General features: G+C 53.4%; 17 protein-coding genes. All 17 read left to right on the forward strand.

The genetic code is table 11. The features are described from left to right. Nucleotides 1-102 precede the first annotated feature (102 nt). The 17 genes from L6H98_RS02250 (at nt 103) to L6H98_RS02330 (ending at nt 18,454) form a co-directional block, all read left to right on the forward strand. Nucleotides 103-816 (forward strand): response regulator transcription factor, encoded by a 714-nt coding sequence (locus L6H98_RS02250; RefSeq protein WP_236412553.1) that lies wholly within the window; start codon nt 103-105, stop codon nt 814-816. Continuing rightward, a complete protein-coding gene (locus L6H98_RS02255) occupies nt 813-2,225 on the forward strand; it encodes a HAMP domain-containing sensor histidine kinase (protein ID WP_236412555.1) in 1,413 nt (470 codons plus the stop codon). The genes L6H98_RS02250 and L6H98_RS02255 overlap by 4 nt, the downstream gene beginning before the upstream one ends. A gap of 325 nt (nt 2,226-2,550) precedes the next feature. Continuing rightward, nucleotides 2,551-3,096 (forward strand): XRE family transcriptional regulator, encoded by a 546-nt coding sequence (locus L6H98_RS02260; protein WP_236412557.1) that lies wholly within the window; start codon nt 2,551-2,553, stop codon nt 3,094-3,096. 15 nt (nt 3,097-3,111) lie between these two features. Beyond that, nucleotides 3,112-4,626 carry a response regulator gene (locus L6H98_RS02265; protein ID WP_236412559.1) on the forward strand — a complete coding sequence of 505 codons (1,515 nt, stop codon included), beginning with the start codon at nt 3,112-3,114 and terminating at the stop codon, nt 4,624-4,626. A 16-nt stretch (nt 4,627-4,642) separates the two neighbouring features. Further along, nucleotides 4,643-6,466: a histidine kinase gene (locus L6H98_RS02270; RefSeq protein WP_236412561.1), complete on the forward strand. Its 1,824-nt coding sequence runs from the start codon at nt 4,643-4,645 to the stop codon at nt 6,464-6,466. A gap of 99 nt (nt 6,467-6,565) precedes the next feature. Continuing rightward, nucleotides 6,566-7,936, forward strand: coding sequence for a sugar ABC transporter substrate-binding protein (locus tag L6H98_RS02275; protein WP_236412562.1), 1,371 nt, complete (start codon nt 6,566-6,568; stop codon nt 7,934-7,936). 101 nt (nt 7,937-8,037) lie between these two features. Then, nucleotides 8,038-8,904, forward strand: a complete 867-nt coding sequence (locus L6H98_RS02280) for a sugar ABC transporter permease (RefSeq protein WP_236412953.1) — start codon at nt 8,038-8,040, stop codon at nt 8,902-8,904. 6 nt (nt 8,905-8,910) lie between these two features. Beyond that, a complete protein-coding gene (locus tag L6H98_RS02285) occupies nt 8,911-9,741 on the forward strand; it encodes a carbohydrate ABC transporter permease (RefSeq protein WP_236412564.1) in 831 nt (276 codons plus the stop codon). Between the two features lie 120 nt (nt 9,742-9,861). Next, entirely contained in the window at nt 9,862-10,932 is a 1,071-nt protein-coding gene (locus L6H98_RS02290; protein ID WP_236412566.1) for a Xaa-Pro peptidase family protein, read from the forward strand. Nucleotides 10,933-10,955: 23 nt separating this feature from the next. Continuing rightward, nucleotides 10,956-12,152 carry an FAD-dependent oxidoreductase gene (locus tag L6H98_RS02295; protein ID WP_236412568.1) on the forward strand — a complete coding sequence of 399 codons (1,197 nt, stop codon included), beginning with the start codon at nt 10,956-10,958 and terminating at the stop codon, nt 12,150-12,152. Continuing rightward, nucleotides 12,149-13,150 carry a proline racemase family protein gene (locus L6H98_RS02300; RefSeq protein WP_236412569.1) on the forward strand — a complete coding sequence of 334 codons (1,002 nt, stop codon included), beginning with the start codon at nt 12,149-12,151 and terminating at the stop codon, nt 13,148-13,150. Before L6H98_RS02295 ends, L6H98_RS02300 begins: the two co-directional genes overlap by 4 nt. Nucleotides 13,151-13,172: 22 nt before the next feature. Further along, a complete protein-coding gene (locus L6H98_RS02305; protein WP_236412570.1) occupies nt 13,173-14,195 on the forward strand; it encodes a proline racemase family protein in 1,023 nt (340 codons plus the stop codon). A 47-nt stretch (nt 14,196-14,242) separates the two neighbouring features. Further along, nucleotides 14,243-15,130 carry a dihydrodipicolinate synthase family protein gene (locus L6H98_RS02310; protein WP_236412571.1) on the forward strand — a complete coding sequence of 296 codons (888 nt, stop codon included), beginning with the start codon at nt 14,243-14,245 and terminating at the stop codon, nt 15,128-15,130. A gap of 55 nt (nt 15,131-15,185) precedes the next feature. Further along, complete coding sequence (locus L6H98_RS02315; RefSeq protein ID WP_236412572.1) at nt 15,186-16,622, forward strand: aldehyde dehydrogenase family protein; 1,437 nt, start codon at nt 15,186-15,188, stop codon at nt 16,620-16,622. Between the two features lie 13 nt (nt 16,623-16,635). After that, nucleotides 16,636-16,908 carry a (2Fe-2S)-binding protein gene (locus L6H98_RS02320; RefSeq protein WP_236412573.1) on the forward strand — a complete coding sequence of 91 codons (273 nt, stop codon included), beginning with the start codon at nt 16,636-16,638 and terminating at the stop codon, nt 16,906-16,908. Beyond that, on the forward strand, nt 16,902-17,240 hold the full coding sequence (locus L6H98_RS02325) for a (2Fe-2S)-binding protein (RefSeq protein WP_236412954.1): 339 nt from the start codon (nt 16,902-16,904) through the stop codon (nt 17,238-17,240). The genes L6H98_RS02320 and L6H98_RS02325 overlap by 7 nt, the downstream gene beginning before the upstream one ends. Beyond that, complete coding sequence (locus tag L6H98_RS02330) at nt 17,237-18,454, forward strand: FAD-dependent oxidoreductase (RefSeq protein ID WP_236412574.1); 1,218 nt, start codon at nt 17,237-17,239, stop codon at nt 18,452-18,454. Before L6H98_RS02325 ends, L6H98_RS02330 begins: the two co-directional genes overlap by 4 nt. The last annotated feature ends 1 nt before the right edge of the window (nt 18,455 follow it).

An 18,455-nucleotide genomic window follows, 5' to 3' on the forward strand; every position in this document is an offset into this window, starting at 1 on the left:
TATGGTTATAGTCGTGGAAAGGCGGGGAAGATGATTACTGAAGACTCGGCAGGTTCTAGCTGCCGGTCTTTTTTCCTGCCTGCAGAAAGGAGATCGAACCAATTGCCGCTAAGTCAGAAAATATTGATCGTGGACGATGAGGAGGATATCGTCAAGCTGCTGAAAACCGTACTGGGTAAGGAAGGTTTCGAGCATGTGTATACCGCCTCTTCCGCCGAAGAAGGCTGGATTCGGTTTCAGGACAAGCAGCCCGACCTCGTTATTTTGGACATTATGCTTCCGGACGGCGAGGGCTATGACGTATGCAAACAAATCCGCAGCGTTTCGAACGTGCCGATATTCTTTTTGTCGGCCAAAACGGAGGAAATCGACAAAATACTCGGATTTGCCATAGGCGGTGACGATTACATTACCAAACCGTTCAGTCCAAAGGAAGTGGCTTACCGGATCAAAGCCCGTTTCAGAAGAACGGAGGCTGCTTTGGATGAGGAAAAAAAGGAACGCATGCTGAAAGCCGGCCCGTTCGAGCTTGACGAACATAAGTTGGAGCTGAAGAAAAACGGCGAAATCATTGAGCTCAAACCGAAAGAGCTGGGCCTCATTAGTTATCTGCTGAAGCACCCGAACCGGATCATAAGCAAGGAAAGCTTGTACGACCAGGTGTGGGGAGAGGATTCCTTCGGTTATGACAACACGGTCATGGTTCATATTCGGCGACTTAGGGAAAAGATCGAGGAGAATCCCTCAAGCCCGCAATATTTGGTGACCGTAAAGGGACTCGGGTATAAGCTTGCCGTGGAGGAACCGGGACGATGAAATGGCGGCTGACCGGCAGATATCTGGCATCCGTCGTTCTTATTGTCGTCATCGTCATTTTCATAAACATTTTGGTAATCATCGGGCTTTATATATACCAGAATGAATCACCAAAGTATCCGTTTCTTCAAGGAGACAACTCGGCCGAGGCCATCACCCGTTCGTTCGGACAAGAGATTGTTCTTTCCGAAACGGGGATGGACATTACGGGTCAGGGGAAGGACACGCTTGAGCGTAATCAGGCCTGGATTCAAATTCTGGATGAAAACGGGAATCAGGTCTATGGCTTTCGTGTGCCGCCAGAGGCCAAGACCAAATACACGCCGATGGATATCGTGCAAACCTACAAGTATATGGAAAAAGAATTGATGTCGACCGTATTTATCGGGGAAAAGCAGGGGAACGGGAAGCGCTACAGCTATTTGATCGGCTTTCAGGACCCTTATCTGGAGCGGAATATCCTCACCTATGATATTCGGAAGGTCGGACGTTTTCTTCAAATCGGGATCGTGACCGTGCTTTGCGTCGACGGTTTCATTGCGCTCTGCATCGCTTATCTGTTCAGCAAGAGGTTAACCCGGCCGCTTTCCGCGCTTATAGACGGAATAAAACAGCTGGCCCATAAGAACTACCGGGGACACTACGAAACGAAGGGCATTTACAAGGACGTGTTTTACAACGTCAACATGCTGACCGAGGAGCTGCGGGCAAGCGAACTGGAACGGAACAGGCTGGACCGCATGAAAGAGGAGTGGATCGCGAACATTTCGCACGATATCAAAACGCCGCTAGCTTCGATCCAGGGATACTCCGAAATGATGCGGGATAAGGATTATGATTTTACGGTCGAGGAAATGCGGGATTACGCGGAAATCATCGAGCGGAAGTCGCTTTATTTAAAAGACGTGATTGAAGATCTGAACCTTTCCACCCGTCTGAGAAACATGGGTCTCACGCTCAATCTGAAGAGCGTAAACGTTGTCAGCCTCGTTCGGAACGCGGTCATTGATACGTTGAACGATACCCGGTACGGCAATCGGAATATCGATTTCAGGTACAGCGACGAAGTAATCCTCAAAGAGGTTGACGAAATCCTGATCCGCCGGGCGGTCGCCAATTTGATCTACAACGCGGTAGTCCATAACTCTGAGGATGTTTCTATTGCTGTAAGCGTCGAAAAGGAAGGCGGCACGGTCCGAATCGTTGTCGAGGACCACGGCAAAGGAATTCGGGAAGAGGAGCTGGAACGGATATTTGACCGTTATTATCGTGGAACAAATACAGGCGAGCTGCATAAAGGGTCAGGACTCGGCATGGCCATCGCGAACGATATCGTGAAGGCCCATGATGGGGAAATCCACGTTATGAGCGAGTTTCATAGCGGAACAAGAATCGAAATTCTGCTCTGAAGGAGAACGATAGTTCCATCAGAGATAACTAACGCTTGCTTCGATCATCGCTGAATACCCCATCATAATACGTGTTGGAAATGGGCAGCGTTCGATCGCCAAAATGGTCGAGGACAAAACAAAACCTAGTAAAAGTCGCTATTTTAGCGGCTTTTTTGTTTGTTGATGGAATAATCATCGCAAAAAACACAACCTTGCCATTGTTCTATCACGGCTATGTTAAATTGTCTAGATGCATTTGTTAAAATTTATTGACAATTTGAATTTAATGTTGTTTCATATGATTAAACTATGTTGAATGACACTTGGTTAGGAGAGCAATGGAATGGAATTGGGAAGCAAAATCCGAAAGCTTCGACTGGAACAAAACCGGAGTCAGGAGGAGATCGCACAGGCATGCGGATTTACCAAAAGCTTATTGTCCAAAATCGAAAACGGGAAGACGGTCCCTCCCATCGGCACGTTGATCAGGATTGCCGAATCGCTTGGAACCAAAATTTCCATGCTGCTGGATGATAACGATTTTAACGGAACGGTGTACACGCCAAAAGCGAGCAACATGGAAAAAATGGTCCAGACGGACCAAGGGTATGCGTTTTCCGCCATTGCGGCCAAACGGCCGGAAAAACTGATGCAGCCGTTTTACTTTGTCGTACAGAAAGGCAAGACAGGCAAAAGGACGTTTTCCCATGTCGGGCAGGAATTTATTTATGTGCTTGAAGGTACGATGATTTATTACGTAGGGAAGGAAGAATACACGTTAAATGCCGGCGACAGTCTGTATTTTGATTCGGTAGAGAACCACAAATATGTGCTGGTATCCGATGAAGTCAAGTATTTGTCGGTGTTTTGTTCCGATACGAATGGGTAGGAAAGGGGATGAAACATGTTAAATATTTTGGTTGTGGATGACGAACCGAGGCACAGAAGAGGGCTGTCCCGCATGCTGAAGGCTCTGAAACCGGAGTATACCATCTTTGATGCCAGAGACGGGCAGGAGGCTTTGGAAAGTTTGGATGTTCATCCGATGGATCTGGTGTTTACGGACATTCAGATGCCGGTGATGGACGGCCTGGAATTAATGGAACAGTTGACGCGCAGGGGAAGAGATGAAAGCGTTGTCATTTTAAGTGCTTATTCCGATTTTGTTTATGCGCAGCGTGCGCTCCAGTTAGGCGCCAGCGATTATTTGCTTAAACCGGTGGAGGAAAAAAACATCATGCCGCTGCTTGCGAAAGCAGAGCGTAAAGCCAGCACTGCGCGTCTGGCATGCTTGGAATCCGCACTATCCGAACTGCTGGAAGGATATCCATCTGACCAGAATTATCGATTGCTGGAAAGCACATTCCCGGCATTCAAGCAAGGGGTCGTGCTGGCCGCAGTTTTTGGCATGGCGAAAGACCATCAGCTTCTGCTGAGCAGCCTCAAAGGGACACTGCTGGAGATCATGGAGGAATTCGGATTCTCCTGCGCATTTTGCATGAAGGAAAGAATGCTCACCGTCTTGATTATGAACTCCGAGTCGACCTCCATGGTGCCGCCCGGCTTCGAGGACAGCCTTCATGGGGTCATTCGACACTTCCTGCAGACATACGGAGCGGAACTAACGTTTGGCTTGGGGCATTGTTTTGCCGAATGGCATGGCGTCAGACTAGCTTACCAGCAAGCCTGCCATGCGCTCAAAGCCAGATTTTATAAAGGCGGAGGGGCGCTGTACGGAGCCGGGCAGATCAATAGCGAAGACCCGCCTGCCGTCGTGAAGCTTGAAATCAACGGGCTGATCAGAGCGGTGTTGTCCGGAAACAAGCCGGAAATTGAGGCCTGTCTGGATTCCGCTGTTCGCCAGGATGACGGGAACGCCTTTCCCGAGCCGGAAAAATTGAAATATTTTCTCGCTGCATCGATTCATCAAGCGGCTTCCCTTTTAATGGAAAAAGGGTTTGCACCCTTGAATAGCACAGCCTATGAGGAAGCACTGCTTCACTGTCATACCGTAAATGAACTTAAAGAGGCGGCGCGGGAATGGATCTTCGGTCTGACGGAACGTCTGGAACAACGACGGCAGTGCAAAGCCGAATCCATTATCGACAGCTGCAAGGCTTATATTGATACGCACTATGACGAAGATGATTTGTCGCTCAGTACGCTGGCAACGAAATTTCATTTTAATCCCTCGTATTTTTGCATGCTTTTCAAAACCCACTCCCAGATGACCGTTCATCAGTACATCACGCATACCCGAATGAAGGCTGCCGCCGACTTGCTGCTGCAGACCCCCCGGAAAGTGTACCAAATTGCCGAAAGCGTAGGGTACAAGGACGCAAAGTATTTCATTCGTCTGTTTCGCAAGGAGTTTGGCACAAGCCCCGAAGAGTATCGCCATCTATCTGCTATTCGCTAAAAGGAAGGGATGCCATTTGAGAGGACGTTGCCCATTGCCGCGTTTTAAAGATCTCACCTACAGGTCCAAGCTTTTCCTGACTTATGCACTCATCGTTTCGCTCCCCCTCAGCATCCTGAGCTGGATGTATTTTCATTCAAGCAGGGATTTCGTCTCCGAATTTGCCAAGCAAAATTGGTATTCCATCGTTAAACAAAACAATGAAATCATGGACGCCGAACTCGCGCGGGTAGAAGAAAGCAGCCTGGCCATGATCGGGGACCAAACGTTGTATGAGCAGTACCTGCATGCAAACCCTGATGACGAATACAGCATGATCTCGATGGAAAAAAAGGTCAGCCGGACGTTAAACACGTACTTTACGGACTTAGGACAGATGTATTCCATCCATCTCATAACCAGTTATTCCAACATTGGCCCCACGGGCGCCTCCGCTTTTATTCCGTATAGCAGCTTCAACCAAACGGCATTATACCAAGCAGCTTTACGGGGGGACGGGGCGATGGAGTGGGTACCTACCTTTTCGTTTGATCACATGTTTCAGCAGAATATCCGCCGTTCCAAGCCTCCCGAATATGTTCGCCTGCTGGCTGGCGTCCGTTTGCTGAAGCTGTTCAATATCAATAATGGCGAAGTCGCCGAACTGCAGGGCAAGGCCGAGCTTCCCGTGCTGGCCGTTGTGTATCGGCCGGAAATGTACCATTCCCGCTTCGCCGACACGCTCCCGTCCGCCGGAGCTTCTTTTTTTGTGATCAGCCCGGAAGGGCAGCCGGTGGCGGGCACATCCATGGAGCAGGAAACGGCTGCCATCGATCCCGCTTGGCTGGATGAAATGACGGAGAGGAAAAGCGGAACCTTGACGGTGACGCAGAATGGAAAGCCGCTTATCATTTGTTTTGATATGTCTGGGGTGACGGGATGGATCTCGGGGATCACCATATCGCCCGAAGCGATGGTGTCGGCTTTTTTGCCGGAGATCAAATCCTACACCTTTTACTTGGCCGTGATCCTCCTGCTTCTTTCACTCCTGCTCGCGTATATTTTTGCCAATTCCATTACCAAGCCCATTCATCAGCTGCTGCAAGCCATCAAAAAAACGGGTGAGGGCGAGTTCGATACGCGAATTCCCGTTGAATCCTATAACGAGATGGGACTGTTAATCCACAAATTCAATCAAATGAATGTCAAAATCAACAATTTGATCGAAGAGAATTACAAAGTCAAGCTGCGGGAAAAAGAGACCGAGATCATGTCGCTGAACATTCAGCTGAATCCCCATTTTATGTACAACACGCTGAACATCATGAATTGGACGGCGCTTGAAAACAACCAGACCGAGCTGAGCCGCATGATCGTCAGTTTATCCTCCATGCTGCAGTATACGACCCGGAACAGTCAGGACACCGGCGATTTGGCCGACGACCTGAACTGGCTGAAGCATTATATTTTCATTACCAATCAGCGTTTCGAAGACCGGTTTACCGTCAGCTATGATATTGCCCCCGAGCTGTATGCATACCAAGTGCCCAAGCTGTTCCTGCAGCCGTTTGTCGAAAACGCGATCGTTCACGGATTTTCCCGTTTGCATAGCGGGGGAGAGATCGTCATCCGGGGATGGGTGACCGGTAGCGAACGTTTTTTCACGGTCGAGGATAACGGCACGGGCATCGCTCCGAGCAAATTGGAAGAGTTGGGTAAGCGTGCAGGCGAATCCATCGGCATCCGGAATGTGGACAAAAGAATCAAACTCATCTATGGGGACGGCTATGGCGTCACCCTGACTTCAGTTGAGGGACAGGGCACTAGGGTACAAATCAACCTGCCGGCATCAAACATGTGAAAATACTCCACCTATACAAATATGTTCGAATTTTTTGGGCGACGGATTTTTTTTACAATAAATATACAAACCATCAGCCAATGAATGGAGGTTTCGCAGATGAACATAGCCAAACGTCTCACAGGAGCGATATTATCGTCTGCTCTGGCGATCAGCTTGCTGCTGGCGGGCTGCTCGGATACCGGAAATGCTCCTGAAGCCCAAGGCGGCCAGAACGGTCAAGAGGAGCCCGTCACACTTAAATTTTCCTTTTGGGGAGACACCATTGAAAAGAAAACAGTTACGGAGGCGCTTGAGCGTTTTGAACAGGAAACCGGGATCCAGGTCGAACCGATGCATGTTCCAGCGGATTATTTGACCAAATTGACGACGATGGTTGCAGGCAACGTTGCACCGGATCTCGGTTACCTGTCATCGGGGGCCGCTCTGAGCTGGGGACGTGACGGGAAGCTGCTGAACCTCACCCCGCTCATGGAAAACGACCCCGATTTCAACAAGGACGATTACCTGGATCAGATATGGTATGAAATTGCTCCTGGCAACATCATCGGGACGAGTACCGCTGTTGAAGGGTATGGTCTTATGTACAACAAGGATTTGCTGCTGGAAGCCGGGGTCGAGCTGCCTCCAACGGATGCCGCACAAGCATGGGATTGGGACACATTTGTGGAGTATGCCAAAAAATTAACGCTCGATGATCAGGGAAGAAATGCGTTGGACCCGAATTTCAACCCGGATAAAATCAGGCAGTTCGGCCTTCAGTACGATCCGTATAACATGATGGCGGCGGTGGTATCCAACGGCGGGAACTTCCTGACCGAAGACGGCAAAGGCTTCGGGCTGGCCCAGCCGGAAGCGATCGAGGCGATTCAAAAGCTTGCGGACCTGATGTATGTGCACCATGTTTCCCCTACGCCGCTGCAGGCCAAAAACATGCCGGATACGGCACTTCAAACGAAAAAGGTCGCTATGACGGTATCCGGCAACTGGGCGCTTCAAGCCTTTGCGGAACAGGATTTTAATCTCGGCGTCGGAGTCCTGCCGAAGCTGAAGGAAAGCAACACGCTGCTGGACGGTGCACCAACGGTCATTTTCAAATCAACCAAACATCCGGAAGAAGCTTGGCTGCTGTATAAATATATGACCGATCCCGAATCGGTACTGCCGCTGATCGAGGGCGGATTATGGATGCCGCTGAAGAAGGAGTGGTACACGAATCCCGAACTGATCAACAAATGGGCGGCGGGGAACAAAGCGCACCCGGAAGGCTACACGGAAGCTTTTATGAAACAAACCATTGAAAACGGAATCCGCACGCCCGGCTTTGAAGTGAAGAATCTGGACAAAATCAACGCGCTCGTCACGCCGGCACTTGACTTGGTATGGACGGGCAAACAAAAAGCGGAAGAGGCGCTAAAAGGGGTGGAGCCCAAAGTCGTGCCGCTGATCGAGGGTTATTACGGAAGGTGATCCTTATCCGGCGGCAGCAGCAAACCACGGTCTGTCTATGACTTGAACGATATTCATTGAAGATAGGGGGGATTCATATTCAACACAAACGCCGGATCGCCATGGCGGGCATCCTGTTCGCCCTACCCAGCATTGTGGGACTGATGTTGTTTGTCATGCTGCCGATGCTCGCCAGTTTGCTGCTCAGCTTTACGGATTACCGGATCGTCAACACGCCTAAATTTATCGGATTCGCCAATTATATTCGGCTCTTTGACGGGACGGATCCCTATTTCTACAATTCGTTGTGGGTCACCTTGAAATACGTCATTCTCCGTGTTCCGTTTGGCCTTGTGTTCTCCTTTATGGCTGCTTTTTTGCTGAACATGCAGTTCATTCGCGGCAAATCCGTCTTTCGCACGATCTTTTATTTGCCGTCCATCGTGCCTGCGGTCGCCTCTTCCATGATCTGGCTCTGGCTGTTTAGTCCTGATCTGGGACTGTTCAACAGCTTTCTTGAAGCACTGAATCTGCCTACGCTCGACTGGTTGTATTCCGAACAAACGGTGGTGCCTTCGATTGTGATGATGAGCCTTTGGGGGATGGGGAGCACCATCATCATTTTCCTTGCAGGCCTGCAAGGGGTGCCGCGATCCTTGTATGAGGCGGCCATTGTGGACGGTGCCGGCGCATTCCGGAAATTCCGGCATATTACGATTCCCATGATGACGCCAATTATCTTCTTTAACCTGATCATGGGATCGATCGGAGCCTTCCAGGTATTTACCGAGGCGCTGATTATGACGCAGGGAGGGCCCAACAATGCCAGCCTGTTTTATAACTACTATATTTATCGGCAGGCCTTTCAGTTCGGGGAAATGGGGCAAGCATCCGCCATTGCGTGGATTCTGTTCATCATCGTGCTTTTGGTCACGGTCATATTCTTCCGCACGTCGAAATCCTGGGTATTCTATGAAAGCGAGGTGTAGCTCCCTGTGAAGAAAAGCCGCCGTATTCAGCAGATTATCGTTTACTCGATCCTCATTGCGGGAGCTGCCTTCTGCTTGCTGCCCCTGTTTTGGCTGGTACGCAGTTCCATGATGAATTCGCTGCAAATTTTCGAGATGCCGCCGAAGTGGATTCCTTCGCCCTTTCAGCTTCAAAACTATGTGGAGGCGCTAACCACCATCGACTTTTTCCTGTTTTTCCGCAACACACTGATCATTACGGTCAGCTGTCTGTTTGGAGCACTCTTCAGCAGTTCGATTGGAGCTTACAGCTACGCCAGGCTGGAATGGCCGGGAAGACGGCTCTTCTTCGGCCTGCTGCTGGCCAGCATGATGCTTCCCGGCGCCGTCACCTTGATTCCTACGTTTATCGGGTGGAGGTTTGCCGACCTGATCAATACGTATGTCCCGCTGATTCTGCCGGTATGGTTTGGCTCGGCCTTTGATATCTTTTTGCTCCGGCAGTTTTATTCCACGATACCGAAAGATATGGACGAAGCTGCATATGTGGATGGTGCAGGCCCGTGGACCATTTTCACCCGGATCATCATTCCTTTGTCCAAACCACCTCTCATCGTGATCGGATTGTTCTCCTTTATGAATTCCTGGAACGACTTCATGGGACCGCTGGTGTACTTGAATGAGGAGAGAAAGTTCACGCTGGCGCTGGGCCTGCAAATGTTTCAGTCGCTTCACAGCGCGCAGTGGCACCTTCTGATGGCGGCCTCGACTGTGGTCATTTTACCGGTCATCGTCGTTTTTTTCATAGGCCAGCGTTATTTTATCGAAGGAATTACGTTGACCGGAATGAAGGGGTAATTCAGGAGTCGGCATCCCTATAATTCAACATTGTTGAATAAAATTCCACTTCATTTCGTTACATGCTGAAGAGACTGTATACATTCGCTTTGTCACAATACGGTAGGAGCGTGATCCAATATGAAAGCTCGGCGACTCGGCAAGGCAAGAGAAGCAATTGCGCGGCAGGAACTGGATGCACTGTTGATTTCCAGTCCGTTTAACCGGAGATACGTTACCGGCTTTACGGGCACCGCCGGTTGGGCCGTAATTACACAGGAGCAGGCATGGCTGGTGACCGATTTTCGTTATGTTCGCCAAGCGGAGCAGCAAGCCATGGAATTTGAAGTGGTGCAGCATGGGGGCGAGCCTCTTGAATTCATCCGTGAAAAACTGAGTACTGCCGGCGTCAAGAAAATGGGGTTTGAAAAACATCATGTTCCTTTTGCCGACTATGAAGCGTACGAGCGGACGTTTGCAGGGATCGAGCTGGCGCCAACCGGGAATGTCATCGAAAAGCTGCGCGGGATCAAGGACGAGGAGGAACAGCGTTGTATCCGCAAGGCGATCGAAATTACGGAACAGGCTTTTGCGTTTATTCTGGGCGTAATGAAGCCGGGCGTGACCGAAAGGGATGTGGCGACGGAGCTGGAATATTTCATGCGTAAAAAAGGCGCGGTGTCGTCGGCGTATCCGACCATCGTCGCTTCCGGCGCGCGCTCGGCGCTTCCGCACGGATTGGCCAGCGACAAGCCGCTGGGCATGAATGAATTCGTGACCCTGGATTTCGGCGCGAATTACGATGGATACTGTTCCGATTTGACGCGCACGGTTTTTATCGGCAAACCAACCGAGCGCCATCGGGAAATATACGGGATCGTGTTGGACGCTAACAAATCCGTTCTGGAGGGACTGAAGCCGGGCATGACCGGGAAGGAGGGCGACGCGTTGGCCAGGGAGTATATTTCCCGCCGCGGGTACGGGGAGTATTTCGGCCATGGCCTTGGTCACGCCTTTGGTTTGGAGATTCACGAGCTTATGCGGTTTTCCAAACAAACGGAGGATCGGCTGGAGCCTGGCATGATTATGACGGTTGAGCCCGGCATCTATCTTCCTGATTTTGGAGGCGTCCGCATCGAAGACGACATTCTGATTACCGATACGGGCATTGAAGTGCTGACAACATCGAATAAAGAACTGATTGTGTTGTAAGAGGGGAGGCAGGGGAGCGATTCATGAATGCGGAATCTGCGGAAGTTGTCGTCATCGGCGGAGGCATTATCGGCCTGTCCATTGCTTATTATGCAGCGAAGCAAGGTATGGACGTGATTGTGGTGGAGCGAGGGGAGCTCGCCGGAGGAACCTCATCCAAATGCGACGGCAATATTCTTGCGATTGACAAGGACCCCGGCTTTGACAGCCAGATGTCCTTAAAATCGCAGGAGCTGGTGGCGGAATGGGCTCGGGAGCTGGGTGAGGAATTTGAATACCGCGCCCCCGGCAGCATTCTGGTCTGCGAGACGGAAGAGGAGATGCTTGCCGCCGAAAACTGGGTTTTACGCCAGCGTGAGGCCGGCCTTCCGTTCCGCATGCTCGACCAGAAAGATCTGCGCGGCGAATGGCCGGCACTGGCCGAAGATCTGCCCGGCGGCTTGGAGTGTGCCACAGATTCGACGGTGAATCCGGTGCTGCTGGCCTATTCGCTGGCATCTGCCGCCCGACGGTACGGAGCCAGGCTGCGGAACCATACGCCCGTTACGGCGATTTTGCTTGATGCAAAGCGGAGAATACGCGGAGTGGAGACGGCCGCCGGCACGATTCATACCCGGACCGTCATCAATGCTGCAGGGGTATGGTCGAAGCATATCGGACAAATGGTCGGGCTGGATATTCCGATCGAACCCCGCAAGGGTCACATTCTGGTCGCTTCCCGCTGGGAGAGCATCGGGAAGCGAAAGGTGATGGAATTCGGTTACCTGATGAGCAAGTTTGGCGGAAAACGCAGCGTGGAACCGAAATTTGAACAATACGGGATCGCGCTCGTATTCGAACCGACTGCTTCGCAAAATTTCCTGATTGGCTCGAGCCGCCAATTTGTAGGGATGGACGCCCGGGTGGATCAGGAGGTCATCCGGCTTATCGCCGAAAGAGCAATCCGGTTTTTTCCTGTCCTGAAACAGGTTCCGCTGCTTCGGACCTACGCGGGGCTTCGCCCTTGGACGCCGGATCATTTGCCCATCGTATCTGCCGTTGATGAAATTCCCGGATTCTACATTGCGGCAGGACACGAGGGCGATGGCATCAGCCTCGCGGCCGTTACGGGAAAAGTCATTAGCGAAATGCTGAAAGGAGTCCCGACCTGCATTCCGGTTGATCCGCTGCGTTATGACCGTTTCCGCCGAGAGGCGGGCAGACAGGAGGTAGTCTTTTGAAAATATCCAAGCTGGTGACCACCATCGACACGCACACGGGGGGAAACCCCACCCGGACCGTAACAAGCGGAGCACCCGAGCTGATCGGCTGCACAATGACCGAGAAGATGGTGTACATGTCCGAGCATTACGACGATTTTCGCCGGGCCCTGATGCTGGAGCCGCGGGGACACGAAGTCATGTCAGGCTGCATTTTGACCCCGCCATGCAATAAAGAGGCAGACATCGGGGTTGTCTTCATTGAAAGCGGCGGATATTTACCGATGTGCGGACACGACACCATCGGTTTATGCACCGCGTTGATCGAGGGAGGAATTTACCCGGGAAGCAAGGACGTCATCCATTTGGATACGCCGGCGGGTATGGTGAAAGCAAAGCTTACGGTGGAGAACGGAAAGGTGAAAAAGGTTTCGTTCACCAACATCGCCTCCTTTTTATATCAGTCGGATGTACGGGTTCGCGTGGAGGGCATTGGCGTCATTTCCATGGATATTGCGTACGGGGGCAATTTTTACGGGCTTGTGGATGCGCGTCCGCTTCGTCTGCCGCTCGTTCCCGGCCGCGGTTCGGAAATCGTCGGGCTGGCGATCAAGATCCGGGAGGCGGTCAATCGTGAAATCGAGGTGGTACATCCCGAATTTCCCGTCATTCGCGGACTCACCCATATCGAGTTCTATAGTGATCCCGTATCGCCGTCGGCCAGCTGCCGGAATACGGTGGTTGTGCCCCCCGGCGGCATTGACCGCTCTCCCTGCGGCACGGGGACTTCGGCGAAGGTTGCTGTGCTTTACGCCAAGGGGGAACTGCAAAAGGGAGAGGAGTTTGTGCATGAAAGCATTGTGGGCTCCATGTTCCGGGCCAAAGTGTTGGAGGAAACGACCGTGGGCGGCAGGACGGCAGTCATTCCCGAAATATCCGGTTCGGCATGGATTACGGGCTTTCATCAGTTTGTTTATCAGGACCAAGACCCGTTGAGTAAGGGATTCTTCCTGCTCTAACGAAGTTAATCGGAGGCCAGCTATGGAAACAACGAAATGGTATGCGGCGCTCGATACGCATTCCTGCGGTCAGCCGCTGCGGATCATCACCGGGGGGCTGCCGCAGATCAGCGGCTCCTCCCAGTATGAGAAGTCTTTATTTTTCAAACGACATTTCGATTCCGTCCGAAAGCTGCTGCTGGCTGAACCGCGTGGACACCGCGAGATGACGGGGGCGATTGTGACGGCACCAACGACGGAGGAAGCAAGCTTCGGACTGTTATTCCTGAACCAGGCCGGCCTTTCGGCCATTAGCGGCCACGGAATCATCGCCGCCGTCGCGGCATGGACGTCGACAGGACAGCTGTCTCCCTCCGAAGCGGCCAAAGGCATTCTGATCGATTGCCCTGCCGGAACGGTCAAGGCATTTGCCGACTGCGACGGGCATGAGGTCCGGTCGGTTTCTTTTTGGAATGTCCCAAGCTTCGTGTATGCCGAGCAGCTTGCGGTGAAGGTTCAAGGCATGGAGGCAAGGGTCGATGTCGCCTTTGGCGGTGAGTTTTATGCTGTCGTCGATACGTCGATGTGGGAAACCGGTGATGTTTTTGCGCTTCCGAAGCTGCGGGAATGGGGCAGGCTGATCCGGGAGGAGATCGAGCGGCAGCTTGAGGTAAGGCATCCGCAATTGGACTGGATAACCGGAATTAACGGCGTCTTTTTTTATCAAAGGCACGATGCAACGGGCGATGACGGACACCCGAACCGGCTCGCATATCGCTGTGCGGCTGCATTGGCCGGAGAGCAGCTTGATCGGTCGCCCGGAGGGGCCGCCGCCTGCGCCCACATGGCGGTTCTGCATGCCCGCTGTCCGCTGGAGCCCGGGCAGCAGGTTATATATGAAGGCATCACTGGCGCCCAAATCGTAGGAAGCATCGCGAGTGAAACGGAAACTCACGGGTATCATGCCGTCATTCCCAGCCTTACCGGAACTGCTCACATTCTGGGCTTTATGAACTTTTTGCTCGATCCGTCGGACCCGCTGCCGGAAGGCTTTGTTCTGTACTGAATCGAGTTCGATGCAGGCTGGATAACACTGAGGGGAGAAATATCAATATGCCAACATTTGAAGGGGTCTATGTCGCGCTTGTCACACCGTTTACAGCGGATTACGAGGTCGATTACCAGCGTCTTGCCGAGCTTTGCGATACGCTCATCTTACAGGGCGTGAACGGTTTGATTCCAGCCGGATCATTGGGCGAATATGCAACTTTGACGCAGGAGGAGCGGGCCAAGGTGGTGGAGACGGTCATCGAAGCCGCGGCAGGACGAGTGCCGGTGGTCGTCGGCTCCGCGGCGCCTTCCACCAAGCAGGCTGTAGATTGGGTACGGCACGCCAGGGATGCGGGAGCCGCCGGCGTGATGGCCTTGCCGCCGATCAATTACAAGCCGCTCGAGTCTGAGGTCGTCGCTCATTATGAAGCACTGAATGAAGTGGGGTTACCGATCATCGTTTACAACAACCCGCATGATTACAAAGTCGATTTGACGCCAGAGCTGCTTTCCAGACTTTCCGGACTTGAACATGTCGTGGCCGTGAAGGAATTCTCCGGGGATATCCGCCGCGTGCACGCTATTTTGGCCCATACCGATCTGGAAGTGATGATCGGCGTTGACGATTTAGCCATGGAAGGTGCGTTGTGCGGAGCAACGGGCTGGATTTCGGGCGTGCCGAATGCCCTGCCCAAGGAAGGCGTGGAGCTGTTTAATCTGGCGAGACAAGGAAAAGTTCAGGAGGCAACCGATCTATATCGCCATCTTCTCCCGCTGTTTCACTTCGATGCCAGTCCGCAGCTCGTCCAGTCGATCAAATATATGATGGAACTGGCCGGATTTTCGGCAGGACCGACGCGTCCGCCCCGCCTTCCTCTCCCGGCAGCCGAGTATGCCGCCATTAAGGAAGCATTTGAGTTTGCCGTGAAGCGCGAATGGAGCCAGCCATGATCACTGGACTTGGGGGATCAGCTGAATGATGAGCTTTGCAAAAGGAGGAACTCGAATGAAAAACAGCCGCAACTGGATCGGTGGAGAATGGATCGAGCCGACGGCGGGAGAGTGCGCCGTATTCAGCCCATCCAATACCAAAGAGCAGGTAGGGGTGCTGCATTTATCGGATTCGTCGCAGGTCGTTCAGGCGGAGCAGGCGGCGCGAATAGCTTACGGCTCTTGGTCTGGCTTGAGCGGCCCCGCCAGAGCCGGTCATTTGGAACGGATGGCGGATCTGCTGGAGTCGGCCTCGGATGACGTCGCCCTTCTCGCAAGCCTGGAGATGGGGAAACCGATTGCCGAAATGCGCGGGGAAGTAAGGCGGGGGATGAATCTGCTGCGTTATTACGCCGCCGAGGGCCTGCGGGCGAACGGTGCGGTCATCCCTTCGAGTGAGCGGAATGTGCTGCAATTCACGAGAAAGGTTTCTCTCGGCGTGGCGGGCATCATTACGCCCTGGAACTTCCCCGTGGCCATTCCGATCTGGAAAATAGCGCCTGCGCTGATTTGCGGAAACACGGTCGTATGGAAGCCGGCCGAGCTTGCATCGCTGACCGCGACCAGGCTGGCGGAACTGTTTGAAGCAGCTGGGCTTCCGCCCGGCGTCATCAATCTGGTTATCGGCAAGGGCAGCCGGATCGGCAAGGCGCTGCTGGAGGAAACGCCTTTGGACGCCGTGAGTTTTACCGGCTCCACGTCCACAGGACTTGGCATTGCTCAAATGTGCGCCAGGCGCAATATCAAATATCAGACCGAAATGGGCGGCAAAAATGCTGCCGTCGTATTAAACGACGCGGATCTTGAAACGGCTGTGCCGCTCATTGTCAGCGGCGCGTTTCGATCGGCTGGGCAAAAATGCACGGCAACAAGCCGGATTATCGTGGATTCAGGCATCTACGATTCGTTTGTCAGGGAATTGTCGCATGCCATGTCCAACATCAAGCTGGCCCCGGCATTGGACAGCGAGGCTTACCTCGGTCCCGTGGCTTCCGCAGGACAGTATGAAACCGTCATGTCCTATGTGCATATGGCGAACGAACAAGCGGATATTCTGGCGCAGGGCCCGCCTGTCTCCGGAGATTCAGAGGGGTATTATATTCGGCCGATCGTAGCCGCCGGCGTAAGCGCAGGTCACCCACTGATCCAGGAGGAAATATTCGGCCCCGTCGCCGCGGTGCTGAAAGCGGCCGACTTTGACGAAGCGGTAGCTTTGTGCAATCAATCGATTTATGGGCTGAGCGCTTCGCTGTTTACCCGAAATTTATCGGCTGCCCATCGGTTCCTGGACGAGGCTCGGGCCGGAATGGTCCGTGTCAATCAGGAAACCGCGGGTGTCGAGTATCAGTCCCCGTTTGGCGGCATGAAGCTGTCAAGCTCCCATTCGCGCGAACAGGGCCAGGCTGGACTGGATTTTTTTACCGAGCTTAAGACGTGCGCCATTTCTTATTGACAGGAGGTTTCCTATGAAACGCCCTTCCATGATCATTTGCCGATGCGAAGAAGTAACCCTCGCTCAATTGGAGACTGCCTACGGGTCAGGATGCCATACTTCGAGGCAGCTAAAAATGAAAACGCGGGCCGCCATGGGAGCTTGTCAGGGCAGGGTATGCAGACATCTCCTCGAGACCTGGGTGCATGCCCAAAATCCGGAGTCACCCCGAGACCCGGAGCTCCTGTCCCACCGACCTCCGGTGCGGCCCGTGACCTTCGGCCAGTTGGCCAATGGTGAATTGTGATGGAACGGATTACGAATCATCCGATATTGGGCCGATGGGAAAGAGGCAGGGAACCGGTCAGCTTTACGTTTGGCGGCAGGACGCTGACCGGACTTCAGGGCGAGCCGATTACGGCTGCCCTGCTGGCCTCGGGGATTCGCAGGCTGCGCAGGCATGAGGAGTCCGGTGCGGTCCGCGGCCTGTATTGCGCCATCGGCCACTGCATGGAATGCCGGCTGACCGTGGAAGGCAAGGGGCAGGTGCGCTCCTGTCTAACCCCGCTTGAAGAGGGGATGCGCATTTCCGAAGGGCGTCAGCTGTCTAATGAAATTACGGGGAGGAAGCTGCCATGACCCCGGCGTCGTCATTCGATCTGTTGATTGTCGGAGCCGGCCCGGCAGGCTTATCGGCCGCCGCAGTGGCGGCCGGGCATGGCTTGAGCGTAGCTGTGCTGGATGAATTCCCGCAGCCGGGCGGACGCATGCTGGGACAGTTCCACGAGGAAAAGGGGAAGTGGTGGGTTGGAAGGCAGGCTGCGGAGCAGTTGATCGAACAATGCCGCGTGCTGGGAGTGGATATCCGCTGCGGCGTTTCCGTTCACGGCATGTTTCGGCATGAACGTTGCTGGGTCGTGAGAGCCGGAGGCGCGTCGTTCACGGCTGCAAGGATTCTCCTCGCCACCGGCGCCGCCGAAATTCCCCAGCCGACGCCGGGCTGGACGCTGCCAGGGGTCATGTCGATCGGAGCCGCCCAGGTAATGACCAATGTGCACTTTGTGAAGCCGGGCCGTCGCGGGCTGATCATCGGCGTGAATGTGCTCGCCATGGCGATTGCCCGCGAGCTGTCCGTCAGCGGAATTTCGCTTGCCGGAATCGTGCTGCCAGAACGAAATTCCGTATTCAGCAAGGAAGATGTGCCTAAAGAAGCAGTGAAACGTCTGCTGGGCCTTGCTCATTTGGCCCCGTCTCCGCTGATGAGGATCGGGGGAAAGCTGGGCGCCAGCCTGGGGATGGCTGGTGCAATATCCCGCTTTTTTCCGCGGCGCGGGCTGAAAATATGGGATATCCCTTTACGGCTGCGGACTTCCGCGATTTCGATCAATGGCGAACATCATGTGGAATCCGTGACGCTGGCGGATGTAACCGGGACAGGCGAAATCATTCCGGGCAGCGAACGTGAGGAAAACGTCGATTTTGTGGCTCTTGCCGGAGGTTTATCCCCGCTCGCCGAATTGGCCGCGGTGGCCGGATGTCCATTGGTGTATGCAGAGGAACTCGGTGGTCATGTTCCGCTGCACAATGAGGATATGCAGACGCCGGTCGAGGGTTTGTACGTCGCCGGAAACATAACGGGTATCGAAAGCGCTCAGGTGGCTATGGCCCAGGGAAGAGTCGCGGCGGCCGCCATTTGCCGCGATGCCGGAGCACCGGGGAAGGACCGGGAACGTAACCTGCTTGAAGCGATGGAGCATGTTCGCCGGATTCGCGCCGCTGCTTTGATCCAATTTCATTCAGGTATTTCGGGCGCCAGAGACCGATTATATAAGACATGGAATAAGGAGGCGTGAG

The organism is Paenibacillus sp. JJ-223, assembly GCF_927798175.1.
Lineage (GTDB): Bacteria > Bacillota > Bacilli > Paenibacillales > Paenibacillaceae > Paenibacillus > Paenibacillus hubeiensis.